The organism is Butyricicoccus porcorum, from assembly GCF_051246315.1.
GTDB lineage: Bacteria > Bacillota > Clostridia > Oscillospirales > Butyricicoccaceae > Butyricicoccus_A > Butyricicoccus_A porcorum.
The window spans coordinates 135,284-157,642 of record NZ_CP178353.1 but is presented as its reverse complement, the minus strand read 5'-3'; the positions used below and the strand labels follow the sequence as shown (position 1 = coordinate 157,642).

General features: G+C 54.3%; 28 protein-coding genes, 1 rRNA gene and 1 riboswitch. Of the genes, 14 read left to right on the top strand and 15 right to left on the bottom strand.

Annotated features, from left to right (window positions below; translation table 11 throughout):
• Nucleotides 1-38 precede the first annotated feature (38 nt).
• The 3 genes from rrf (at nt 39) to ACLM7Z_RS00735 (ending at nt 1,949) form a co-directional block, all read left to right on the top strand.
• Nucleotides 39-155 (top strand): 5S ribosomal RNA (gene rrf / locus ACLM7Z_RS00745).
• A 105-nt stretch (nt 156-260) separates the two neighbouring features.
• Entirely contained in the window at nt 261-1,439 is a 1,179-nt protein-coding gene (locus ACLM7Z_RS00740; RefSeq protein ID WP_435645459.1) for a suppressor of fused domain protein, read from the top strand.
• A gap of 30 nt (nt 1,440-1,469) precedes the next feature.
• Complete coding sequence (locus tag ACLM7Z_RS00735; protein WP_165761005.1) at nt 1,470-1,949, top strand: YcxB family protein; 480 nt, start codon at nt 1,470-1,472, stop codon at nt 1,947-1,949.
• A 54-nt stretch (nt 1,950-2,003) separates the two neighbouring features.
• Here ACLM7Z_RS00735 and proC read toward each other — a convergent pair whose 3' ends face one another.
• The 7 genes from proC to thiS form a co-directional block, all read right to left on the bottom strand.
• On the bottom strand, nt 2,004-2,813 hold the full coding sequence (gene proC / locus ACLM7Z_RS00730; RefSeq protein ID WP_087017012.1) for a pyrroline-5-carboxylate reductase: 810 nt from the start codon (nt 2,811-2,813) through the stop codon (nt 2,004-2,006).
• Entirely contained in the window at nt 2,810-3,952 is a 1,143-nt protein-coding gene (locus ACLM7Z_RS00725; protein WP_165761006.1) for an MGDG synthase family glycosyltransferase, read from the bottom strand. The genes proC and ACLM7Z_RS00725 overlap by 4 nt, the downstream gene beginning before the upstream one ends.
• Before the next feature lie 143 nt (nt 3,953-4,095).
• Nucleotides 4,096-4,665: a thiamine phosphate synthase gene (locus ACLM7Z_RS00720; RefSeq protein WP_242969758.1), complete on the bottom strand. Its 570-nt coding sequence runs from the start codon at nt 4,663-4,665 to the stop codon at nt 4,096-4,098.
• Nucleotides 4,666-4,676: 11 nt separating this feature from the next.
• Nucleotides 4,677-5,864 carry a 2-iminoacetate synthase ThiH gene (gene thiH / locus ACLM7Z_RS00715; protein ID WP_087017018.1) on the bottom strand — a complete coding sequence of 396 codons (1,188 nt, stop codon included), beginning with the start codon at nt 5,862-5,864 and terminating at the stop codon, nt 4,677-4,679.
• A gap of 13 nt (nt 5,865-5,877) precedes the next feature.
• On the bottom strand, nt 5,878-6,642 hold the full coding sequence (locus ACLM7Z_RS00710) for a thiazole synthase (protein ID WP_087017020.1): 765 nt from the start codon (nt 6,640-6,642) through the stop codon (nt 5,878-5,880).
• A gap of 50 nt (nt 6,643-6,692) precedes the next feature.
• Nucleotides 6,693-7,499: a sulfur carrier protein ThiS adenylyltransferase ThiF gene (gene thiF, locus ACLM7Z_RS00705; RefSeq protein WP_273349503.1), complete on the bottom strand. Its 807-nt coding sequence runs from the start codon at nt 7,497-7,499 to the stop codon at nt 6,693-6,695.
• Between the two features lies 1 nt (nt 7,500).
• Nucleotides 7,501-7,695 (bottom strand): sulfur carrier protein ThiS, encoded by a 195-nt coding sequence (gene thiS / locus ACLM7Z_RS00700; protein ID WP_087017024.1) that lies wholly within the window; start codon nt 7,693-7,695, stop codon nt 7,501-7,503.
• Nucleotides 7,696-7,783: 88 nt separating this feature from the next.
• Nucleotides 7,784-7,892, bottom strand: a riboswitch (TPP riboswitch).
• Nucleotides 7,893-8,055: 163 nt separating this feature from the next.
• Here thiS and ACLM7Z_RS00695 point away from each other — a divergent pair.
• Nucleotides 8,056-8,940 (top strand): aldose 1-epimerase family protein, encoded by an 885-nt coding sequence (locus ACLM7Z_RS00695; protein ID WP_087017026.1) that lies wholly within the window; start codon nt 8,056-8,058, stop codon nt 8,938-8,940.
• Between the two features lie 56 nt (nt 8,941-8,996).
• Here the strand turns inward: ACLM7Z_RS00695 and ACLM7Z_RS00690 are convergent, their stop codons facing one another.
• Nucleotides 8,997-9,494 carry a YbhB/YbcL family Raf kinase inhibitor-like protein gene (locus ACLM7Z_RS00690; RefSeq protein WP_087017028.1) on the bottom strand — a complete coding sequence of 166 codons (498 nt, stop codon included), beginning with the start codon at nt 9,492-9,494 and terminating at the stop codon, nt 8,997-8,999.
• Nucleotides 9,495-9,666: 172 nt separating this feature from the next.
• On the opposite strand from ACLM7Z_RS00690, the gene yajC reads away from it, so the two are divergent.
• From yajC to ACLM7Z_RS00660, 6 genes are all read left to right on the top strand, one after another.
• Nucleotides 9,667-9,984 (top strand): preprotein translocase subunit YajC, encoded by a 318-nt coding sequence (gene yajC / locus ACLM7Z_RS00685; protein ID WP_407922947.1) that lies wholly within the window; start codon nt 9,667-9,669, stop codon nt 9,982-9,984.
• A gap of 65 nt (nt 9,985-10,049) precedes the next feature.
• On the top strand, nt 10,050-10,454 hold the full coding sequence (locus tag ACLM7Z_RS00680; RefSeq protein ID WP_087017030.1) for a DUF3792 family protein: 405 nt from the start codon (nt 10,050-10,052) through the stop codon (nt 10,452-10,454).
• Nucleotides 10,455-10,498: 44 nt separating this feature from the next.
• Nucleotides 10,499-10,642, top strand: coding sequence for a six-cysteine ranthipeptide SCIFF (scfA, locus tag ACLM7Z_RS00675; protein ID WP_087017032.1), 144 nt, complete (start codon nt 10,499-10,501; stop codon nt 10,640-10,642).
• Nucleotides 10,643-10,721: 79 nt separating this feature from the next.
• Entirely contained in the window at nt 10,722-12,095 is a 1,374-nt protein-coding gene (scfB, locus tag ACLM7Z_RS00670; RefSeq protein WP_087017034.1) for a thioether cross-link-forming SCIFF peptide maturase, read from the top strand.
• A 169-nt stretch (nt 12,096-12,264) separates the two neighbouring features.
• Nucleotides 12,265-12,750: a hypothetical protein gene (locus tag ACLM7Z_RS00665; RefSeq protein WP_133058241.1), complete on the top strand. Its 486-nt coding sequence runs from the start codon at nt 12,265-12,267 to the stop codon at nt 12,748-12,750.
• 74 nt (nt 12,751-12,824) lie between these two features.
• Nucleotides 12,825-13,424 (top strand): hypothetical protein, encoded by a 600-nt coding sequence (locus ACLM7Z_RS00660; RefSeq protein ID WP_133058242.1) that lies wholly within the window; start codon nt 12,825-12,827, stop codon nt 13,422-13,424.
• A gap of 42 nt (nt 13,425-13,466) precedes the next feature.
• On the opposite strand, the gene ACLM7Z_RS00655 is transcribed toward ACLM7Z_RS00660, so the two are convergent.
• The 4 genes from ACLM7Z_RS00655 to ACLM7Z_RS00640 form a co-directional block, all read right to left on the bottom strand.
• The gene (locus ACLM7Z_RS00655; protein WP_087017040.1) at nt 13,467-14,297 is read right to left on the bottom strand and encodes a glycosyltransferase family 2 protein; all 831 of its coding nucleotides are present in this window, start codon (nt 14,295-14,297) and stop codon (nt 13,467-13,469) included.
• Between the two features lie 277 nt (nt 14,298-14,574).
• Nucleotides 14,575-15,141: a chromate transporter gene (locus tag ACLM7Z_RS00650; RefSeq protein ID WP_087017042.1), complete on the bottom strand. Its 567-nt coding sequence runs from the start codon at nt 15,139-15,141 to the stop codon at nt 14,575-14,577.
• 3 nt (nt 15,142-15,144) lie between these two features.
• Nucleotides 15,145-15,687 (bottom strand): chromate transporter, encoded by a 543-nt coding sequence (locus tag ACLM7Z_RS00645; RefSeq protein WP_087017044.1) that lies wholly within the window; start codon nt 15,685-15,687, stop codon nt 15,145-15,147.
• Nucleotides 15,684-16,229 carry an SLOG family protein gene (locus ACLM7Z_RS00640; RefSeq protein WP_273349170.1) on the bottom strand — a complete coding sequence of 182 codons (546 nt, stop codon included), beginning with the start codon at nt 16,227-16,229 and terminating at the stop codon, nt 15,684-15,686. The genes ACLM7Z_RS00645 and ACLM7Z_RS00640 overlap by 4 nt, the downstream gene beginning before the upstream one ends.
• A 78-nt stretch (nt 16,230-16,307) precedes the next feature.
• On the opposite strand from ACLM7Z_RS00640, the gene ACLM7Z_RS00635 reads away from it, so the two are divergent.
• From ACLM7Z_RS00635 to ACLM7Z_RS00620, 4 genes are all read left to right on the top strand, one after another.
• Nucleotides 16,308-17,252, top strand: coding sequence for a putative RNA methyltransferase (locus ACLM7Z_RS00635; RefSeq protein WP_087017048.1), 945 nt, complete (start codon nt 16,308-16,310; stop codon nt 17,250-17,252).
• A gap of 95 nt (nt 17,253-17,347) precedes the next feature.
• A complete protein-coding gene (locus ACLM7Z_RS00630) occupies nt 17,348-18,247 on the top strand; it encodes a YihY/virulence factor BrkB family protein (protein ID WP_165761007.1) in 900 nt (299 codons plus the stop codon).
• Between the two features lie 15 nt (nt 18,248-18,262).
• A complete protein-coding gene (locus ACLM7Z_RS00625; protein ID WP_087017051.1) occupies nt 18,263-18,886 on the top strand; it encodes a flavodoxin family protein in 624 nt (207 codons plus the stop codon).
• A 180-nt stretch (nt 18,887-19,066) separates the two neighbouring features.
• Nucleotides 19,067-19,309: an HPr family phosphocarrier protein gene (locus ACLM7Z_RS00620; RefSeq protein ID WP_087017053.1), complete on the top strand. Its 243-nt coding sequence runs from the start codon at nt 19,067-19,069 to the stop codon at nt 19,307-19,309.
• Between the two features lie 97 nt (nt 19,310-19,406).
• On the opposite strand, the gene ACLM7Z_RS00615 is transcribed toward ACLM7Z_RS00620, so the two are convergent.
• From ACLM7Z_RS00615 to ACLM7Z_RS00605, 3 genes are all read right to left on the bottom strand, one after another.
• Nucleotides 19,407-20,174: a 4Fe-4S binding protein gene (locus ACLM7Z_RS00615; protein ID WP_435645458.1), complete on the bottom strand. Its 768-nt coding sequence runs from the start codon at nt 20,172-20,174 to the stop codon at nt 19,407-19,409.
• Between the two features lie 125 nt (nt 20,175-20,299).
• Nucleotides 20,300-21,622, bottom strand: a complete 1,323-nt coding sequence (gene aspS, locus ACLM7Z_RS00610) for an aspartate--tRNA(Asn) ligase (RefSeq protein ID WP_087017057.1) — start codon at nt 21,620-21,622, stop codon at nt 20,300-20,302.
• Between the two features lie 150 nt (nt 21,623-21,772).
• Nucleotides 21,773-22,357 carry a hypothetical protein gene (locus tag ACLM7Z_RS00605; RefSeq protein ID WP_087017059.1) on the bottom strand — a complete coding sequence of 195 codons (585 nt, stop codon included), beginning with the start codon at nt 22,355-22,357 and terminating at the stop codon, nt 21,773-21,775.
• Nucleotides 22,358-22,359: the final 2 nt, after the last annotated feature.

Here is a 22,359-nt window from a genome sequence, read left to right as displayed (position 1 = left end):
GTTCAGTTTTGAGGGCGCAGATAATGCAAAACTCAATAGTAGGTGTTTTTTGTGATGAGGGTACACCCGTTCCCATTCCGAACACGGTAGTTAAGCTCATTTACGCCGACAATACTTGGCTGGCGACGGCCCGGGAAGATAGGTCGATGCCTACATATTTGACCGGAACTGATTTCAGTTCCGGTTTTTTCTTGTTTGTTGATACGGATTGCCGTATCCTCTACAATAGAGAAAACAATGCATGTAAAGGAGGTATCCCGGTGTATTTCAGTGAATCGGAGTTATATGACGACGAGCAACGGATTGCTGTAGAAGACCATATTGAGACATATTTCGGTGAATTTGACTTTGTCTTTCACGAAACGGTGGAACAAGGCATTCGTGTCGATGTATATGTCATTGAGCCGAATGCGGAACGGGATTTCTATACGCTGGTGACAGTTGGTATGGGTGCACATGAGATGAATGTCCCTGTTGAACCGGAATTCCGCAATAAATCCAGAGCAGAGCTGGTGCTCTGTGTTCCGTCAGATTGGGATATGGAAACAGGCGGCTGGGCTGTCCAGCTGCTGATGGAAACCGCACATTTTCCTGTAGAGGAAAATGCCTGGCTGGAGGCCGGACATTCCATTGAAATGGATGGGCCGGTTGATGAAACGGCAGCGTTTACCGGCGTTATCCTCACCAGCACCTATGTACAGGAACGTGAGGCGGACAGCTGCGTTCTGCCAGATGGCGATACCGTCTGTTTTTATCAGGTCATCCCGTTGTTTTATGAAGAAATTCGCACTTATTCATCGACGGATCTCGTGGATTTTGCGGAACAGTGCCTGAGCTATATTGGGTTTATCGCTGATCCGGAACGTGAAAATACCTGTATTACCGTGCAACAGGAATGTTCAGATATTCAAAAGCAGGTTTTTGCCAGCATAGAGCAGTGTATGGATGATGCGCAATGGCATTACAGCAAAATTGAGGAAAAAGGTCTTCCGCTCAATGAGGCCACCGGATACCAGCATCTGGCGATTTATCTGCGCTGGTGTATGGAGCATCAGCTGATGAGCGCGACATTTATGCAGGAATATGGAGACATTGCCGACTATGTGAGAGAACAGGGCAGTCGGCCTGACAACCGCTTGCTGTTGGAATGTGATTTGCGTCATTTCCTCCGGGAGGAATTTGACGGGATTCTGCATCCTGCGATGTTCAATCCGGAAGGACAGGCTTTTGCTGCGTGGTATTACGGCGAAGGGCAGACAGAACCATATTTCCCGGCGGATATCGACCTGTATGCCTGCGCCTATTTTGGAGAAGAACGATATCACAGCGAGGTATTCCAGGATGAAGCCTATCTGTTTCTTCCGTGGGAAGAGATGTATTATCAGAATATGGCAAGACTGATGGACAAACGGTTCCGTCAATGGAAGGCACAGAAATAAAAGAAAACAGTTATGAGGAGAGAAGACCGTATGAAACTATTATTTGAAACGAAATCTGAATACACCTATGACGAATACCTCAAGTTCAGTCGCACTGTACAGAACAAAGTTCAGCGCCTATGGCTGCTCCAGCTGGCGATGGTTGCGGCGTTTTTGGTGCTGGCATGGCTTGGCTGGAAGAAAGGCAGTACCGTAGAGGCTATCGCTGGAATCATTGTGGCAGTACTCATTCCGGTGATTTTTTATCTGGTCAACAGTTGGGTCATCAAGCGGCTGTATCAATCCAATCATGCGCTCCAGGGACAGGTTTCCACCTTCCGGTTTTACCGCGACCATTTTGAGCAGGACAATGCCCTTGGTCATACCAGCATTCCATATGACGAGCTCACGGAGATTGTGGAGACAAAGACCAATTTTTATCTGATGGTGGATAAAAATCAGGGTATGATTTTGATAAAAGAGAATTGTACGCCGGAGTTGACAGCTTTTGTACAAAATCTGAAAAAATAACGAATCCCGCACGGAATTGTGTTTACCGTGCGGGATTTTTGCATATTTCAGCGATTATTTGCTCATTTCCTTTGATTTTCTAACACAGGTGTCCACTGCGTCGATGACAGCAGCGCGCAGGCCGTTGCTTTCCAGCGCGGCGACCGCTTCAATCGTCGTGCCGCCGGGCGAGCAGACGTTATCCTTGAGCGCTCCCGGATGCATGCCGGTTTCCAGTACCATTTTCGCCGCGCCGAGCACCGACTGTGCTGCGAAAGTATAGGCCTGTGCACGCGGCATGCCGTGCAGGACGGCGGCATCTGCCATTGCTTCAATGAACAGGTACACATAGGCCGGAGATGAGCCGCTGACACCGGTGACAGCATCCATCAGCGTTTCCGGAACTTCTTCCGCACGGCCAAAGCTGTTCAGCATATCCATGACAATTTTTTTGTCGTCTGCGGTAATGTTTGTATTGAAGCAGACAGCAGACATTGCTTCGCCCACCAGTGCCGGTGTGTTCGGCATGACGCGGACGAGTTTGACCGGTCTTCCAAAGCGAGCTTCATTTGCGGCAATGGTCTGGCCTGCGGCAATCATAACCACAATGGCATCCGGTCTGACCATGTCCTTGATTTCGGCGATCACACGCTCATACAAATATGGCTTGACCGACAGGATGACTACATCAGACAGCTTTGCGGCGGTCTTGTTGTCTTTCAGGATGGTTTCAATGCCGAATTCTTCTTTCAGCAGGTCGAGCTTTTGGGCGGACGGATTGCTGGCGACCACACAGTCCGGCTTTGCCAGACCGGAGGTGACGATGCCGCCGATCATGGCCTTTGCCATGTTGCCGCTTCCGATAAATCCGTAGGTAATGCTCATTGCAGTTCCTCCTTTTTCTCTATGATGGTTTTTGCGATGATACGGCACAGATCGCGCGCCGCGTTTGGTTTTGCAATGCTGCGGATGCTCTCTTTGATGCGTTCCAGTCGGCCGGGATTGCGGAACAGCAGGAACAGTGCATCCTCAATTTGGAAGGTCTTGGTGATATAAATCGCTGCGCCGTTTGCCTGTAGAAATTCGACATTACGGTCTTCCACACCCGGCAGTGGGTCAATCATCAGCATAGGCAGCGTCTTTGCCAGCGATTCACAGGTTGTAATGCCGCCCGGCTTGCTCAGCAGGCAGTCGCAGGCGTCCATAATTTCATCCACATTGGTGACAAAGCCATAGACAGTCATCGGCTTCTGTGTCTCCATCTTGGAAATTTTCTGATGCAGCTTTTCATTTTTTCCGCAGATGACGACGATTTGCAAATCGAGCGGGGTTTCATCGATGGCTTTGACGTCTTCTTCAATGTTGCCGAACCCCATGCCGCCGCTCATGACGAGCACAGCCGGGCGGGTTTCGTCCAGACCGAGCTTGCGCCGCATGGCCTGCTGATCCTGCTTCTGAGCAAACTGTTCATGAATCGGGATACCAAACGGCAGGACACGGTCAAAATCAATGCCGCGGCGTGTGAACTGCGGCTCGAGATATTCACTCGGCGCAACAATATATTCAAAGTTCTCAACGTCACACCAGTAATTCTGTACGGTGAAATCCGTGATGATGCCAAAGCACGGGCAGGTGACCGCGCCGCGCTCTTTGAGCAGGTCGACAACCTGTGCGGCAAATACCATGGTGCAGACAATACAGTCGGGCGCATAGTCATGGATGGCATGGCGCAGTTCAGATGCCATAAATTCGTTGGTGAGCCGGGCGGGCGTGTATTCATTGAATTCACGTTCGCTCTGTATGTCGATGATGCCGGACGCCATGCCATGAAATTTGGATAGCGTTTTCATCGAGAGAAAATAACCGCTCGCTGTGGCTTTTTTCAGGTTCGGGCTGATATATTCGTACATATCCAGAATTTTGCATTCGGATTCCGGAAACATCCGGAGAAAGCAGTCAGACACAGCGCCGGCAACCGCATTGTGCCCGTTGCCGAGTGGAGCTGTCACAATCAGTAATTTCATGAAATCCATTCCTCCTGTGATCCTTTACCATTTTAGTATAAAGCAACTGGAGGAAAAAGCAAGCGAAGGCGGGGGAAGTTTGCAGAATAGAAACAAAATCCCCTCCTGTATCCGGTGCAGACCGGACAGAGAGGGGATTGCACTTATAAAAAGGGCCGCATGGTTTCTTCCATGTTCTGACAGGTCATCAGACCGGACATGACGCAGGCGCCTGCCGCGCCGGTTTTCCGCACGGCGGGATAGCGGGCCGCTGTAATGCCGCCGATGCCGAAGACCGGCAGACTGGTCGCTTGACAGACATTGCGCAGGAAGGACAGGCCGCGCGGTGGCACCCCTGCCTTGCAGTCGGTCGGGAATACATGACCCGCCTGCACATAGGTTGCGGGTGTGCCTGCCAGCTGTGCGGCTTCTTCCGGCGAATGCAGCGACACGCCGACGCGCGTGAAATCCTCCAGCTCGTCTTTGTACTGCATCAGCAGGTGGAACGGCAGATGGACGCCGCCGCAGCCGATGCGCCGCGCCACTTCGATGTGTGTGTTGACATTCAGCGGGACATGATAGCGTTTGCAGATGGCGAGACAGTCGCGCGCCAGCGCTTCATATTCGCTCTCAGACAGGTCTTTTTCGCGCAGGACAATGGCATATGGGTGCTGCGCTGCAATGCGCTCCAGCCGTGCCGAAAAATCATCGGGGCACAGCAGCCGATGCGTCACACAAATCAGCATCAGCCAACATACATGTAGTCGGAGAATACCGGCTGAAGACCCTGGTCGAGAATTGCCTGACGAACTTCATCGACATTGCGGCCGTCATCGATGATGAACTGCGGATCGCCCTTGGATTCGCCTTCGTCGATGTGCTCGCCGATGCCGGTGGAGACACCTGCGGAAATTTTGGTTGCGGCAATGTTGATGATGCCGTTGCGGAAGCCCGCGCGCTCACGCGTGGAAATCGTGATGCTGGCAAACGGCATAAACAGGCGATAGGCACAGACAATCTGTGTCAGCTGGGTCTCGTGTACATCCTTCGGGTTGATCTTGTCGTTGTTAATAATCGGACGCAGGCGCGGGCAGGAGAATGCGATTTCCGCATGCGGATATTTTTTCTGGATCAGATAGGCATGCATGCCGGTCGCAAAGGCATCCTTGCGGAAGTCATCCAGACCGAGCAGCGCGGCAAAACCGACACCGCGCATGCCGCCCATCAGTGCGCGCTCCTGTGCGTTCAGACGGTACGGGAAAATGCGCTTGTGACCGCCCAGATGCAGCGTTTCATATTTGTCCGGGTTGTAGGTTTCCTGAAAGACAGTGACATAGTCGACGCCGCATTCATGCAGATAGCGGTATTCATCCGAGTTGAGCGGATAGATTTCGACACCGATGACAGTGAAATACTTGCGGGCAATTTTACATGCTTCGCCGATGTAGTCCACCGGGGACATGGAGCGGCTCTCGCCGGTCAGAATGAGGATTTCCTTCAGACCGGACTTGGCGATGGCAGACATTTCCTTGTCCACCTCCTCCATGTTCAGCTTGCCGCGGCGGATCTTGTTGTGGCAGTTAAAGCCGCAGTAGATGCAGTAGTTTTCACAGTAGTTGGCAATGTAGCACGGGGTAAACATCATGACAGAATTGCCAAAATGCTTGCGGGTTTCCTGTTGGGCGCGTTTTGCCATCTGCTCGACATATGGCTGTGCCGCAGGAGAAAGCAGTGCAGCGAAGTCCTCCGGCGCCAGCACATCCTTTGACAGGGCACGGATGACGTCCGCGGCAGTGTATTTTGTTTCGTCATAGCTTTCGCGCGCATCCAGAACCTGATCGATGATATTGCCGGGGACAATTTCCATGCCCGGCTGGTATTCCATATGGTTGGTTTCGCGTGTGATATATTTTGCGTTGATGATTTCACTCATGATGCTGTCCTCCTTAGTCCGCGAGGAAGCCGGTCAGCGGGGAAGAAGCGGATGCTTTTTCCAGAATACGGCCCATACCGGACAGGTAAGCGGTACGGCCAGCCTCGATGGCCTGCTTGAAGGCGCCAGCCATCGCCGGAATATCGCCTGCGGTTGCAATCGCCGTGTTGGACATGACAGCGGCACAGCCCATTTCCATTGCCTCACATGCCTGGCTCGGCTTGCCGATGCCCGCGTCAACGATGACCGGCAGGTCAATTTCATCGACGAGAATCTGGATAAATTCCTTGGTAACAAGCCCCTTGTTCGTGCCAATCGGCGCACCGAGCGGCATGACAGCGGCGGCACCGGCATTGACGAGGTCGCGCGCTGCGTTCAGATCTGGATACATGTACGGCAGGACGACAAAGCCTTCCTTGGCGAGGATTTCTGTCGCCTTGATGGTCTCATAGTTGTCCGGGAGCAGGTACTTGGACTCATGGATGCATTCAATCTTGATGAAATCACCGCAGCCGACCTCACGGGCGAGGCGTGCGATGCGGACAGCTTCTTCGGCGTTGCGCGCACCGGAGGTGTTCGGCAGCAATGTGACGCCCTCCGGGATGTAGTCGAGGATGTTGTCGATGCTGCCGAGGGTGGCACGGCGCAGGGCAAGCGTGACGATCTGTGCGCCTGCATATTCGACAGCTGCCTTGATGAGGTCGAGCGAGTATTTGCCGGAACCGAGGATAAAGCGGGAGGTAAATTCATGTCCGCCGAGGGTAAATGTATCAGCCATTGGTGTCAGTCTCCTTTGAAAGATGTTTTTGATAAAGATAGGTAGGGGCGTCACGGCTGCCCGATCCCGAGCAGCAGGCGAAGAGCCATATTTGCCTGATGACCGGCACAGACCGAGACGCGCGGCGCCATCAGGCCGACGCCGTTTGCCGCGGCAGTTTCGCCATCGCCGCAGACATACAGGCGTGACATTCGTTTTCTGGTCAGAATTTCGTTGGAAGAGCCATAGCCTGCCATACCGGAACCCGCGACAATGCGGATCGTGTCCGAGCTGCTGAGCAGCGCGGAGACCAGTTCCGCCTTACAGACGGGGTTGTCGAATGCCTCACAGACCACATCACAGCCGCCAAAGATGTCCGCCGCATTGTCCTCTGTGATGCGAACCGTGTGCGTTTCTACTTCGATAAACGGGTTGATCTGGCGGATGATGTCCGCTGTCGCGTCGGTTTTGTGCATCCCGAGGTGCGAGACATAATAGTTCTGGCGGTTGAGATTGCTCGGTTCGACAACGTCGAAATCCGCGAGGATCAGATGCCCGACGCCGGTGCGCGCGAGCATGGCAGCGATGTTGGAGCCGAGCCCGCCGAGGCCGGCGATGCCGACACAGGCGCGCTTGACCGTTTCATGCACGTGTGGGGAGTGCCGCGCTGCCATCATGTGCTCGAGCACCTCCTGCGGCGGCAGGACGCCCTTTTCAATCAGTGTGATGCTGTCGCCGTCCTCGAGGAGGACATCTTCGTTTGTCTGAAAGCCGTTGCGGATGACCACGGATGCGGACGGCATCAGCGCATGTGCGGTCTGTTGCAAGCGTGCGCCGTCTTCCAGCACCAGCGGCTTTCCGTTACAGGTGATGGTCATGTCAGCCACCGCCCACGAAGCAGACAATTTCTACTGTATCCGCATCGTGCAGTGCGAACGTATCGTATTGCGCCTTGGGCACGATTTCGCCGTTGACTTCGACGGCAATGCGCGTGAGCGGATAGCCCTGCTGTTCGAGCAGCGCGCAGATGGTCATGCCCTCTTCTGCCGGGACAGATTTGCCGTTCACCTTCATGCAGCATTCCTCCTTGTGTGCTGAAAATAAAATACAAAAGAAAAAGACCACCGGCACCCGGAAGCCGTGGTCTCATATCGTTCAAAACTGTGAATACCTCGAAACTCCCTACGTCGGTACTAACCAGACAGGTTCAATGAGTAAGGAGGCAGTTACTCCACTCTCAGCCGCTTGCCGCGGATCCCCAGTTCAAGAACAAGTGTTCAGTTGTCTTTCGGGTGTATTATACGGCGAATCCGGCGAAATGTCAATGATTTTTTATGTGGCTCTGTGTGACATTGACGAACGGCGGGCTGCATGTTACACTGAAATTATGAAAAAACCGCTGAACCACCCGGCGGGCACAGAGGAGAGAGAACGATGCAATATACGATTCAGAATGAAGTTTTCACGGTTGTCATTGACAGCAAGGGCGCGGAGCTCAGCTCCATGAAATCCAGAGCCTCCGGCACGGAATATGTCTGGCAGGCAGACCCGTCGATCTGGGCACGCCATGCGCCGATCCTGTTTCCGATTGTCGGCCGCCTGAAGGACAAGACGTATACTGTCGGAGGGAAAGAATATACCATCACACAGCACGGCTTTGGCCGCGATCTGGAATTTGCCTGCACGGCGCAGACGGAAACCAGCATCGACTTCACCCTTCTGCCGATTGATTACACCCGTGCGATGTATCCGTTTGATTTTGCGCTGACCGTGCGCTATACGCTGGACGGCGCGACGCTCAAAAAGGAACATATCACGAAGAACAACGGCGATACCGACATGTATTACGAGGTCGGCGGACATGATGCGTACAATGTCGCACTGGAGGACGGCGAGACGATGGCGGATTATTATGTCGATTTTGGTGACGGGGACGCCGTGCACCCGCTCATCAACAACGAAGCGCTGATGATTACGAAGGAAAAACGTGACGTGCCGCTCACCGACGGAAAGTTGTACCTGACCGATGAGCTGTTTGCGCTGGATGCGCTCATTCTGGACGACGTGCAGACGCGGTCGGTCTGTGTAAAAAGCGACAAATCCGCACACTGCATCCGCATGGATTTCGAGGATTTCCCGTATCTCGGCATCTGGAGCAAGTACACGGGCAAGCCAACCAATTATGTCTGCATTGAGCCGTGGAGCACGCTGCCGGATACGGCCTATCTTGACCACGCGCTGGAAAACAAAATTGGCGTGCGCTGCCTGAAGCCGGGCGAGAGCGAGACGCTGACCTTCTCCACAACCATTACGGAATAACGCGATTGGGCGAAAAAAAGCCGGAGGGCGGGGGCCGTCCTCCGGCAGCGCTGCCATTAAGCCCGGTACATCGCGGAAACGCGTGCGTGTGCCAGCACATGCCCGCGCATGGCGCGCAGCATTTCGTTGAGGTAAAAGCCCTCTGTGAGATCCAGCGTGCAGTCGAGCGCGTATACCGTCAGGGTGTATTCGTGGTCGGCGTCCGGGGGTGCCATGCCGCCGTAGCAGGAGGCTTCGGCGCGCGTCTCGTCGCCCGCTGCGCTGTGGAAACTTGTCGAGCCCTGAATAAAGTCAGGACTGTTCCGGCTGGCATCCTCCGCGACCTCCGCCTGTGTCAGGTTGCACAGCGTCCAGTGAATCCAGTTGAATCCACAGACCGGGATGGCGTCCTTGTCGTCGAGAACGACGGCAAAACTAACTGTGCCTGCCGGCGCGTCCGAGATGGAAAACGGAACGGAGCGGACATTTTTTCCCTTCGCGGAGAGATCACTGCCGAATTTTCCGAACCGGTCGGCCCAGAAGCCGTTTTCGATGCCTGTACTTGTCACTTTCATGGTTTCAAACCTCCTGTCAGAGCTGATCTGTCCCCATTATACACCGAAATGCATGCGGCGCAAAGACAAAGCGTCAAACATTTCATGGACAAACGGGAAAAATGCTTGTAATTTGCAGGTTGATTGTATATAATTGACTTATTGTGAATTCGACAGGAGGTGTAAAGTCGAAATGATTCCATTTGCACTGGATACACAGATGCCGGGTGCGGAGACCTATCTTTCGTTCGTCCCGCTGATTCTGATTTTTGTACTGTTCTACTTCATGCTGATCCGTCCGCAGAAGAAGCGCGACAAGCAGGACAAGGAAATGCGCGATTCGATCATTGTCGGTGACCGCATCTGCACAATCGGTGGCATCATCGGCAAGGTCGTATCGGTACGTGACGACGAAATTGTCATCGAGACCAGCGGCAACCGCATGAAGTTCTATAAGTGGGCGATTCGCTCCAAGATTGAAAAGGACTCTGATGCGTCCGAGGAAAAATAATCCGTATGATTTTCCGGCGTCCCGCGTAACGTATTCGTGAGAACGAATGCGGGAGGGATTTTTGGATGAATCGTGCGGAATCGACAGACGGCAGGGCGGCGGTATACTGGGCAGCTCCCATGCTGCTCGGCCTGCTGCTGGTGTTCGGCGGCACGCTGGGCGGCGCGGCTCTGCTTTCGACCGGTACGCTCGGCCAGCAGCTTGCACCGCTGGCGGCGTATGTGCCGCTGGCAGCCGGCAGCTTTGCAGCGTCCTTCTGGGGCGCGCGGCGGGCGCCGGCGCATAAGCTGCCGATGGGGCTGCTCATCGGCGTGCTGCTGCTGGGCTGTCTGTTCCTGCTGGGGCTGACGCTGCGCGATGCGGCGTTTGCCGCTCCGGCCGCCGGACTGACCTCCGGCATCACATTGGTCGCTTCGCTGCCGGGTGCATTTGCCGGCGCGGCGGCAAAAAAGAAAAAAAGGCGCAAATAGTAATATCTGCGTTTCATAGTTTAACTTAGGAAGGAGAAATTACCATGACTCACATCAAGACTCTGAATTCCTGCACGTTTAAGGAAACTGCTGCCAAGGGCGGCTGCGGCGAGTGCCAGACTTCCTGCCAGTCTGCCTGCAAGACTTCCTGCACGGTAGCAAACCAGAAGTGCGAGCACGACAAGTAAGACACAGCTTATCCAATACAGGATCGGGACTGGCGTTTTGTCAGTCCCGAAATTTTTGTTTGACAGGAGTACATTTTTTATGATACATCGTTTTTCCATGAAGGGTGTCAATATCCTGATGGACATCAACAGTGGATCGGTGCATGTTGTCGACGATGCGGCCTATGCACTGTCTGCCGTTGTCGCGCCCGGTATGACGGAGGAATGTCCGGAGGATATCCTCCGCAGCTTGTCTGACCAGTTCACTCCGGAACAGCTGCGCGAGGCATACCGCGAACTGTATGAGCTGGAACAGGCCGGCTATCTGTTCGCAGACGACGATTACATCAACATTGCGGCAGCCATTCCGACCGGCGCGCCGATCAAGGCGCTGTGCCTGCATGTCTCACATGACTGCAATCTGCGCTGTAAGTACTGCTTTGCCGATACCGGTGATTTCGGTATGGGCAAGCGCATGACGATGGATTTTGATGTGGCGAAAAAGGCGATTGACTTCGTTGTCGAGAAATCCGGCGCACGCCGTAACATTGAAATCGATTTCTTCGGCGGTGAGCCGCTGATGGCGTGGGATACTGTCACGAAGACGATTGACTACGCCCGTTCCATCGAAGAGGAAAAGAACAAAAAATTCCGCTTCACCATCACCACCAACGGTTTGCTGCTGGATGATGAAAAGATTGACTACATCAACGCAAATATGGACAACTGTGTCCTGTCGCTTGACGGCAGAAAGTGCGTCAACGATGAGATGCGCCCGACAGCGGGCGGCTGCGGCAGCTATGATGTCATCGTGCCGAAGTTCAAAAAGCTGGTGGCACAGCGCGGCAAGGATCGCGACTACTATGTGCGCGGCACATTCACCAGCAAAAACCTCGACTTTACCAACGACGTGCTTTCGATTGCGGATGAGGGCTTTGACCAGCTGTCGGTTGAGCCGGTCACCAGCGAGCCGGGAACCGGTTATGACCTGAGCGAAAAGGATCTTCCGCGCATCGGCGAGGAGTATGAAAAGCTGGTTGACATCATGCAGCAGCGCAAAAAGGAAGGACGCAGCTTCAATTTCTTCCACTTTATGGTCGATTTGCAGCAGGGTCCGTGCGTCATCAAGCGCCTGCGCGGCTGTGGTGCAGGCTATGAATATGTCGCCGTGACGCCGGACGGCGAAATCTATCCATGCCATCAGTTTGTCGGCCATCCGGAGTTCCTGATGGGCACGCTGGATGACGGAAAATTGGACATGGATATTTCCAACCATTTCTCCGGTCTGAACGTCTGCACCCGTCCGAAGTGCAAGGACTGTTGGGCAAAATTTTACTGCTCCGGCGGTTGTGCGGCGGCGAATTTCAACATGAACGGCGACATTGAAACACCGTATGAGATGGGCTGTGAGTTACAGAAAAAACGCCTGGAATGTGCAATTTATCTCAAAGCGGCCGAGATGATTGGGGAATAATCTGGCAACACGCCAAAATATCAAAACAAGACAATAATTTAGTTGAAATTTCGCAAAATCGCTCTATAATGAAAATAATAATACTCGATCTTTGCCTGCACAGGCAGACAGAATTCCGGTGAATCCTTTCCCCGCGCCGGGACAGAGTAATATGACAGAGGTGATTTTCATGCCACATAGCATAGGACTTGGTATGATCGGAATGACGGAGTTTTCCGAACGTATCCTGGACGGTATTTTAAAAAATAATGTAGTAACTCCGAAGCATATTCATATTGCGGAAAAGGATGCCATCCGCCGCGAGCATTATCTCGGCCTCGGCATTGACTGCGCACCGGATGTCTCCGCATCCATGCTGCGCTCTGAGATTATGATTGTCTCCAGCGCACGGCAGGAGTTTTCTACCCTGCTCTCGTCTATCTGCGGAACGACACGCGGCCGCGTGCTTGTTTCCACCATTCCGGGACGGAGCTGCGAATACATTCAGGATCGCGTTGCGAAGGCGACCAATGTCGTCTGCGTGGAGAGCGAACAGCGGGAGGACGGCACACAGTTGAGCCGCCTGACCTATTCCAAGCGCTTCCCGAACCACATGAAATCTGCGGTGGAGGACATTTTCCGATCGATCGGCGAAATTGAGACCGTCCAGCTGTAACAGGCGGACAAAAGCGAATAACAGAAACAGGCTGAGAATATCTTGTTAGCAGGGAACCGGAAAGGGGAACGGCGATGAAACGAGGTATGCTCAGCTTTTCTGATGTCCGGCGGCTGCGGCAGTCGCCGGTGTTCGCATTTCTGGTGGCGGCGCTGCTGTGCGGCGTGCTGGCAGGCAGCTTTACCGGCATGCACATCCCGCAGTCCGCGGGCAGCTATGCCGGCGATCTCGCGGCGCTGGTGGCGGAGAATGCCACCGGGGAACTGCCCTCGCTGCGCACGGTCGTGGCGTGTATCGGCGGTACATTCGGCTGGGCAGTCGGCGCAGTTTTGCTCGGCGCACTGCCCGGACGTATGATGTGGGTCGGACTGCTGACCGCGCTGCGCGGTTTTCTGCTGGCATTTTCGGCGGCAGCAGCGCTGGTCGAATCGGGCTGGCGGGGGATTTATATTTCCGTCGTGTCCATCGGCATTTCAGCGGTATTCTGGATTCCGGCGCTGCTGCTTGTGTGCGCGGCGGTGTTGGATGCGGCACAGGGGCGCGGCAACCGCGGCTATTTTACCGCGCTCGGACGGTTTGGCGGCGTGCTCGGTATCAGTACAGCGCTGCTATGCGGCTCAGCACTGTGGCGGCTGTTGGCCGTGCCGGTGCTGCTGGGGCTTGTGGGCGCATAGAAAAAGGATGTGTGCGGCGTATTCCGTACACATCCTTTTTTATCAGCCATCTTTGGCTGTAGCGACCAGAAATTTGTAAATTTGTTTTTTATTTTCCTCAAACATGCCCAGCTCGGTGCAGAATACCTTGTAGTATTCAAACAGCTGCCGCCGGATGGCGATGGAGGAATGTGGTGTCAGCGTGGTTGCCGTCAGGCTTTTGTCGTTTTTCACGTAGTAGTACAACGGCGTGCGCACGGCACAGATCCGGTTAGTACACAGGATATAGGTCAGATTAAACAGGAAATCCTCGCACCAGCTGAGCTGCTCATAGCAGTAGATGCGATGGCGGCGGATGATATCGCGGCGGTACAGCTTGTTCCACATGACGCCGTAATAAAAGCTGGCGGGATTGCGGATGAGCTCCTGTGCGAATTCCAGACGGTTCATGCAGGCTGAGGTCTCCAGAAAGCCGTGCACGGTGGTTTTTTCCCCATCCACACGGCAGTAATGTGAGATGATGAAATCTGCCTGCTCGCGTTCCGCGCGCTGCACCAGCAGGAAGGTCATGTTTTCATCAATCCAGTCATCGCTGTCGACGAACTGGATGTATTTCCCCGTGGCGGTCTCGATGGCGTTGTTGCGCGCGGCGGAAACGCCGCTGTTCGGCTGAGACAGCACATGAATGCGCGCGTCACGGTAGGCGAACTTGCGGCACACTGTCAGGCTGTCATCCGTTGAGCCGTCATCGACGAGAATAATTTCAAGGTTCTGATAGGTCTGTGCGCAGATGCTGTCCAAACAGCGCGGCAGCGACTGCTCCGCATTGTATACGGGCACGATTATGCTGACAAGCGGCTGGTCTGCGACAGAAACGAGATGATTGTCCGGCATAGCATATGACAGGGGAGAAATTCCCCAAACCTCCAAAATAGTACTAGGGCGTATCTGAAAAGTCGAAAATTTTGACTATTTATAGAAATATGGACTGCTTCTTCGTTAAAAACACTTGAAATCCGAAAGGCTTTCAGCGTGCTTTTGTCTTGAACCAGTCTCGCCTTTGCGAAATATTCGTCATTTCTTGGTTTTCAGACAGCGCCTAAATTTGATTGTATTCTATTTATTGCACAATTTCAAGGGATATGTGCAAAACAAGCGAAAGAAGTACGCGTTATAGCCGGAGAACGATGCCGAGAACTGCACCGCAGATAATAAACACGATAGGGTGCAGCTTGGGCAGGCGGAAGACGCCGACCAATGCCGCAAGATAGACGACAATCGGAATAAAACGGAACAGGTCGAGCAGTGAGCCGCTGGCAGCATAGGCCTGTGTGTCGAACAGCGACAGTACAAATACCTCAAACATGGCGCCTGCAATCAATCCGGCAGTTGCCGGACGAATGCCGTAAAAGATGTTGTTGACCAGCGGGGAGTTGCGGAATTTCTCCATGAAGCGGGATACAATCAGGATGATAAAATAAGACGGCAGTACCAGCGACAGCGTGGATACAATTGCACCCGGGATCCCGGCGGCATGGAAGCCCGCATAGGTCGACATATTGATGCCGATCGGGCCGGGCGTCGATTCGGAAATGGCGATCATGTCGGTCAGCTGGCTGACCGAAAACCAGGAATGCGTCTGTGCGATTTCCTTGAGGAAGGGGAGAGTGGCGAGACCGCCGCCGATGGCGAGCAGACCGGTTTTAAAGAACTCAACAAACAGCTGGAGATAAACCATTGCTTACACCCCCTTCTTTGTTCCGCCGTGCAGCAGTGCGCCCGCAAGGCCGCAGACAAGGACAGCGGCAACCGGCGAGACACCGAGCAGCGCAACCGAGCAGAATGTCAGGATAAAGATGACAAGCGTCGCTGCGTCGATTACATTTTTCTTTACGAGTGTGTAGATGGTCTTGGTGACCAGAGCACAGACCGCGATGCGGATACCGGCAAAGGCATGCTGGACGACCGCATATTCCGCGAAATGCGTCAGACACGAGGCGATGACCGTGATGATTACAATAGACGGGAAAATCACGCCCAGTGTGGTGAAAATGGCACCGACCGGTCCGCGTTTTTTATTGCCGATATACGTGGCGACATTGACGGCGATGACGCCCGGCGTGCACTGGCCGATGGCATACATATCGGTCAGCTCATCGTCGGTACACCAGCCTTTTTTTTCGACGACCTCGCGCTGTAAAATCGGCAGCATGGCATAACCGCCGCCAAAGGTAAACGCGCCGATGCGCGCAAAGGTCAGGAACATGGAAAGCAGTTCTTTCATGGGACATTTCCTCTCATAATGGTTTCGTTTTCAAAAAGGGACAGCTGTGGGTCTGCCAGATTGACAATCTCCAAACCGCGGCGGCGCGCGAGCCCGACAGTATATGCTGTTCCGCCCGGTGTGCCGTCAAAAAAGCAGATGCATGCGCTGCTTTGCTCGACGAGAAACCGGTCGCGCGTCGTGTAGCAGTCCGGCTGATACCGGTCATACAGGGCGAACACACGGGCAGCCTGGTCGAGCACGGCGTCATAGCGTCGGCTCCATTCCGGCTCCCAGTATTTTTGCATGCCGGGAAACGCGATGGCAGCCCAAAGGTCAATCGGGCAGCCCTCCCGCGCCAGCTCGAGTACGGCCTCTGCTGCCCAGAGGTCAAAGCCGCGGCTCATGCCGGACAGGAAATGCCGGCAGCCGCTGTCAGCCTTTCGCCGGACAGCGCGCCGCAGGCGCTGCTGCATGTCACAGAACGCAGGGGAACCTTCCGGCATATCGGCGGGCATTTTTTCCGGGCGGTAGCCGGAAAAACAGCATACGGATGAATTCAGAGAAATCCCTCCCTAAAGTAGGATTTGGCAACCATTATTGTAGCACCGCAGGAAAGAAAAGGCAACCGGAGTCGGATTGTGTCATTTGTTTCGGATTTGAAACCGACAGGACACCTGTGCTATAATATCAGCTATGTGAATAACGAAAGGAACGAGGAAATCATGTTGATCTGTCCGCACTGCGGCGCGCCGCTTGTCCGCGAGGAGCATGCCCTGCGCTGCCGGAATGGCCACAGTTATGATATTGCGCGCGCAGGCTACTGCAATTTATTGCAATCGTCGCGCCCAGGAGAGCACACCGGCGACAGCCGGGAGATGGTGATGGCGCGCCGCCACTTTCTCGACCGCGGCTATTATGCCGGGCTGGCGGAAGGTCTGTGCGCACAGGTGCGCCGTCTGGCGGCGGGAAACTCTGCCGTGCGGCTGGTGGATGCGGGCTGCGGCGAGGGCTATTATACGCGGCAGCTGGCACAGGTGCTGCACGAAGGCGGGCAACTTGCGGGCAGCGTCGGCATAGATATCTCCAAGTCTGCGACACAGTACGCGGCAAAGCGCGATGCCTTTACCCAGTATGTCACAGGAAGTGTGTATCATATGCCTGTCGCCGACAGCTGTGCGGATATCATCTGCTCGATTTTCGCGCCGACACCTGCGGAGGAATTTCATCGGGTGCTCAAGCCGGATGGCGCCGTGCTGTGTGTCGTGCCGGGGGCAGACCATTTGTGGGAGCTCAAATGCGCGGTATACGATACCCCATATAAAAACCGCGAAGAAAAGCACGGGCTGGACGGATTTCAGCTGGCAGAGCGGCACAAAATAACCTATCAGGTGCATATTGACGATGCGGCGGACATTCAGACGCTGTTTGCAATGACGCCATATGCACACCGCACACCGCGCCGCGGATTGGAACGCCTGCACGCCCTGCGCGAGCTGGACGTGACGCTGTCCTTTTTGTTGCTGACGTTTCGTCAGCAAATGGAACAAAGTGCTTTCCCTGAAAAGAGAAATATGGTATACTGAATAAAAGCAGAGGGGAGGCGGGGATCCTGTCAAACCGGTCGAATCATATCAATCATCCAAACGAGCCAGGTACAAAGGAAGTCATAATACAGCTCGTGCGCAGCTATTTTTCGGATAATATTCCGAAGGCGTCTGCGGAGCTGTCCTATTACCTGCTGTTTTCTATTTTTCCACTGCTGCTGATCGTCAGCTCCCTGTTGTCTGTAACAAAGGTTTCGCAGACAACGCTGCTGCATCTGCTCAGCGTGCTGCCGGGAGATATTCAGCGCATTGTTTCGCCGATTATCACGCGATATATCGGGAATATTTCTTCCGCTGAACTGATCTGGCGCATGATCGGCTTCATTCTTCTCGGCATCTATTTCCTGAGTCGGACGATGAGCTCAATCATGTACAATGTCAACCGCATTTATAATATCCCGAACCGCCGCGGCGGCATCGGTCAGCTGTTGTTCGAGATTTTGACAGCGGCGGGCTTTATTTTTGCCATTGTGTGCAGCTTTATCCTGCTGATTCTCGGGCGCAGCATCAATGCGCTGATTACCAAATATATCGATATTCCGCAGCAGCTGATGTGGCTGATGGATCTGTGGCATTATGGGCGGTATATCATCCCAATCGGGCTGATGTTTCTGTTTCTGCTGCTGCTGTGTTATCTCGCGCCGAACTGCATCATGAAAATACGAGATGCGCTGCCGGGCGCAGTGTTCACACTGCTCGTGTGGATTGTCTGCACGATGATTTTTACGTTCTATATCAACAACATCAGCCGGTATGATGCGCTGTATGGTTCGCTCAGCGCAATCATGGTGCTCATGTTGTGGATGTATATGACAGGAATTATTCTGTTTCTGGGCTTTGAACTGAATTTTATTTTGATGAAGCGCAGGCACAGGAATTTTATCTGCAAGGGAAAACCCTGGTATATCCGTCTGATGTCCCACGCTGTCCGCAGCCACCGGCAGAAGCGGAAAAAGCAAAGAAGCAACCGATGAAAGGAAGGTTATCATATGAAAGTAGTTGCATTTAACGGCAGCCCGCGCAAGGGCGGCAATACGGAGATCTGTCTCAACCTGATCGGCGAGGAGCTGAACAAACAGGGCATTGAGCTGGAAATTGTACAGGTCGGCAATAAGGCAAAGCCGTGCATGGCATGTAATTATTGCCTGAACACCGGCAGCGGATACTGTGCGCAGAAGGACGATGAGGTTAACGCATGGATTGACAAGATGGTGGAGGCAGATGGCATCATTCTCGCATCCCCGGTCTATTACGGCGGCATCGCCGGCGGCATGAAGTGCTTCCTCGACCGCGCATTTTTTGCCGCAGGCAGCAAGCTGCACCACAAGGTCGGCGCAGCTGTCGTCACCCTGCGCCGTTCGGGCGGTCTGGAAACCTACCAGCAGCTCAATGCGTACATGAATACCATGGAAATGGTCATGGCCACCTCGGATTACTGGCAGGCAGCACATGGCCTGAACAAGGGTGACGTCATGCAGGACACCGAAGGCGTCGAGGTCATGCAGAAGCTCGGCCGCAACATCGCCTGGCTGCTCAAGCTCATCGAGAACGGCAAGGGTGTTGTGGATCCCCCGGTGACCGGCCAGCGTACGATGACAAATTTTGTCCGCTAAAATGAGCTTGGATGGGGTAATTTTTGGTGCTTTTGTGGAAAATTCCACAGCATTCAAAAAAATAAGGCAATCCCTTTGACAAAATAAAACACTATGATATAATGAAGCCAATGAAGTACAATCCGGCTTTTCTTCACCCATACAGCCGGAGTCGCATGATACTTAAGGAGGTCTATTGAAATGACAAGATCCATTCGCGTAAAGAACACTGAGGACATTCAGAAGATCAACAAGATCGTTACCCAGTTCCCGTATGATATCTGGATTCACGGCAAGTCCGGTATGGTTGACGCAAAGTCCCTGCTCGGCATGTTCCTGCTCAGCCTGAACGAGCCGCTCAAGCTGGTTGTTGAGGACGACATCGATACCAAGAAGCTGTTCAAGGCTCTGGAAGATTACCTGGATATCGAGGACGACGACTAATTGTCTGCTGCAAACGGCGGAGCTGAAGCTCCGCCGTTTTTTGTGCGCAAAAATGGGCGGTATCCGTGGAAAACAGATACCGCCCGTACGATTTTTGTTACAGGAACAGCTCGTTTTGCTTTCGTTCACCGCATACTGCGCCCAGTTTCTGCGCGAGGCCGGCGAGCATGTCCGGGTTGAGGGCGCGTGCGCCGTTCGGACAGACTGCAATACACCGCATGCATGAGATACATGCGTCGGCATTGGTTTCCGCGGGCGTGTCCGCCGGAATTGCGCCGACCGGACATAGGGAAGCACATTTGCCGCAGCTGTTACAGGCAGTCGGATCGGCCTGCGGTTTGAGCGGCACGCCGCCGAACGCGCGGTAGGGCACATTGCCCGGTACGGTAAGCGGTTCGGGGATTTTGCCGCTCTCCAGCCGTTCCCGAATTTTGGCAGCAAAGCCTGAGAGCTGCGCTGCATCGGCGGCATCCGGCTGGCCGGCGGCAATCTGCCGTACAATCGAATGCTCGGCGAGAGCTGCGACCGCTGCAACCGGGCGGAAGCCTGTGGCTTGCAGTGTGTCGCGCAGCTCAAGCAGTGTGTCCTCAAATGCGCGGTTGCCATAGACAGCGACAAGAACGGCGCGTGCACCGCTGCCGTGCAGCTGCCGCAGGCGTAAAACCGCAATATCCGGCACGCGTCCGCCGTAGACGGGTACCGCGACAATGCAAACATCATCGGCAGAAAACGGGATGGATGCAAAATCCAACGTGCGGTCGGTCAGGTCGATCACGGTATGAGCCGGGGAGAGAGCGTTTGCCAGCAGGTCAGCGCATTTCTGCGTGCCGTCGGTCGGGCTGAAGGTGATGGTAAAAACAGTCATGATACAGGCACCTCTGTGTGTTTTTTTCTATTTTTTATTGTATCGCGCTGTGCGCGGTGCGTCAACCTGCGAAAAAAGACATGGCCCGGAGGCCATGCCTTTGCTTGTATCTGTGTGTTGTCCGCTTACGGGATGAGGCGGGACATGTCGCGCGGGAAGTATGCGGCTTCGCGGATGTTCTTGAGACCAAGCAGCTGCATGGTCAGACGCTCCAGGCCGATGCCCAGACCGCCGTGCGGCGGCATGCCGTACTTGTGCAGCAGCAGGAACGATTCAAACAGGCTGACATCCATATCGCGCGCGTTCAGCTTGTCCACCTGCTCCTGATAGTCGTTGATGCGCTGGCCGCCGGTCGTGATTTCCAGGCCGCGGAACAGCAGGTCGAAGCTCAGTGCGAGCGACGGGTCAGACGGATCGTCCTTTGCATAGAACGGACGCTTTGCGGACGGGAAGTGGGTGACGAAGATAAATTCGCTGCCCAGTTCACTCTTGGCGTAATCGCACAGCATCTGCTCCTCATCCGGGTTGAGGTCAAAGCGGTTCTTCGACTTGTGACCGAACTTGTCCAGCATGATCTGCTTTGCGTCCTTGAACGTGATGGACGGGATGGTATCGATGGTCGGGATATCTGCCTTCAGCAACTCCAGCTCCGGCTTGCAGTGTGCACGGATATAGTCCATGACATACTTGAGCATGCCGGTTTCCATCTCCATGACGTCCTTCATCGAATCGATATAAGCCATCTCGAAGTCAAGGCCGATATATTCATTCAGGTGGCGGGAGGTGGAGTGGCGTTCTGCGCGGTAAACGCCGCCGATCTCAAAGACGCGGCCGAATACGCCCGCGAGGTACTGCTTGTAGAACTGCGGGGACTGTGCCAGATATGCCTTCTGACCGAAGTAATCCAGCTTGAAGATATTTGCGCCGCCCTCAGCGCCGGCAGCGACAATCTTCGGCGAGTTCATATGGACAAAGCCCTGCGACATCATATATTCTGCAAAGCCGTCGCACAGTGCACCCTGAATGCGGAAGATGGCCTTCATGCGCGGATGGCGCAGCGTAACCGGACGGTATTCCAGATTGGTGTCCAGATTGATGCCCATATATTTTTTGCCCAGCGGTACCGGCATTTTGTCGTACGGCTTTGCAAGCACGGAGACAGCGGAAAGCTCGACCTCGAAGCCGTTTTCTGCGCGCGGCTCCTCATGAACCGTGCCGGAGACCTCGACGACCATGCCGTCACGGATGTCAGACTTGGTGATGCCGTCCAGCTCATTCTTGAGCAGGCACTGAATCAGACCGCGGTCGACGCGGACGATGACGAAGGCGAAGTCGGACATGTCGCGTACACGGTGCACCGTGCCGCGGAACGTAACCGATTCACCGATATGTGCGGCGCAGAGCTCAACTGCATCCACATACGGTTTGGGAAGGGAAATAGATTCCATAGTTAGTCCTCTCTATTCTTGTTTCCGGGCTTCCCCTGGCGGGAAAGCGCGGAATCAGTAGTAAAAACGAATGTCATACTTTACTATTATAATAAATGACCGGCGATGAATCAAGCATGCCGCATAAAAAAGTTAGAAATTCTGTGAGAATTACACACAATCCGCGCCGTATTTCGCGCGCAGCCAAGCAATCAGGACAGGCGTCCGCGTGTCGATATCTTCGCGGGAGATGCCGCGCAGGCAGGTGATGCGGTCGGCGAGCGTATCTGAGCCGGTGACAAGGCAGTAGCCGGTGGAGGTTTCGGCGCAGATGCGCACCGGCATCGGTGACCATGAGAGGCCGCACCCGGCAGTGCGGCGCTCAAATGCTGCCTGTTGTTCGGTGTACAGCGCACATCCGGTGTCGGTATTTGAGACCTCCATGCAGCGAATGTCCAGCCGCAGGGTTTTCGCGAGCGGGAGTGCGGCATCCAGCCGGGCGTCGGGGTCATGCGGCAGCCAGTCCGCATCTTCCGGAAAAGCGGTTTCAATGACGGCGAGTGCCGTGCGTGCGCACTGGATGTCATCCGGCGGAAGCTGGATGAGCGGATATTCCGCCTGTATCTGTGTCAGAACATCGGACAGCGGCATTTCGCACGGTACGAGCGCGGCGGCATGCCGCTCCAGCAGGCGGTCGACGAGGTCGGCGGTTTCGCTGTCAATGCGTTTGTCTGTCAAAGCGTCAAAATAATCCATTG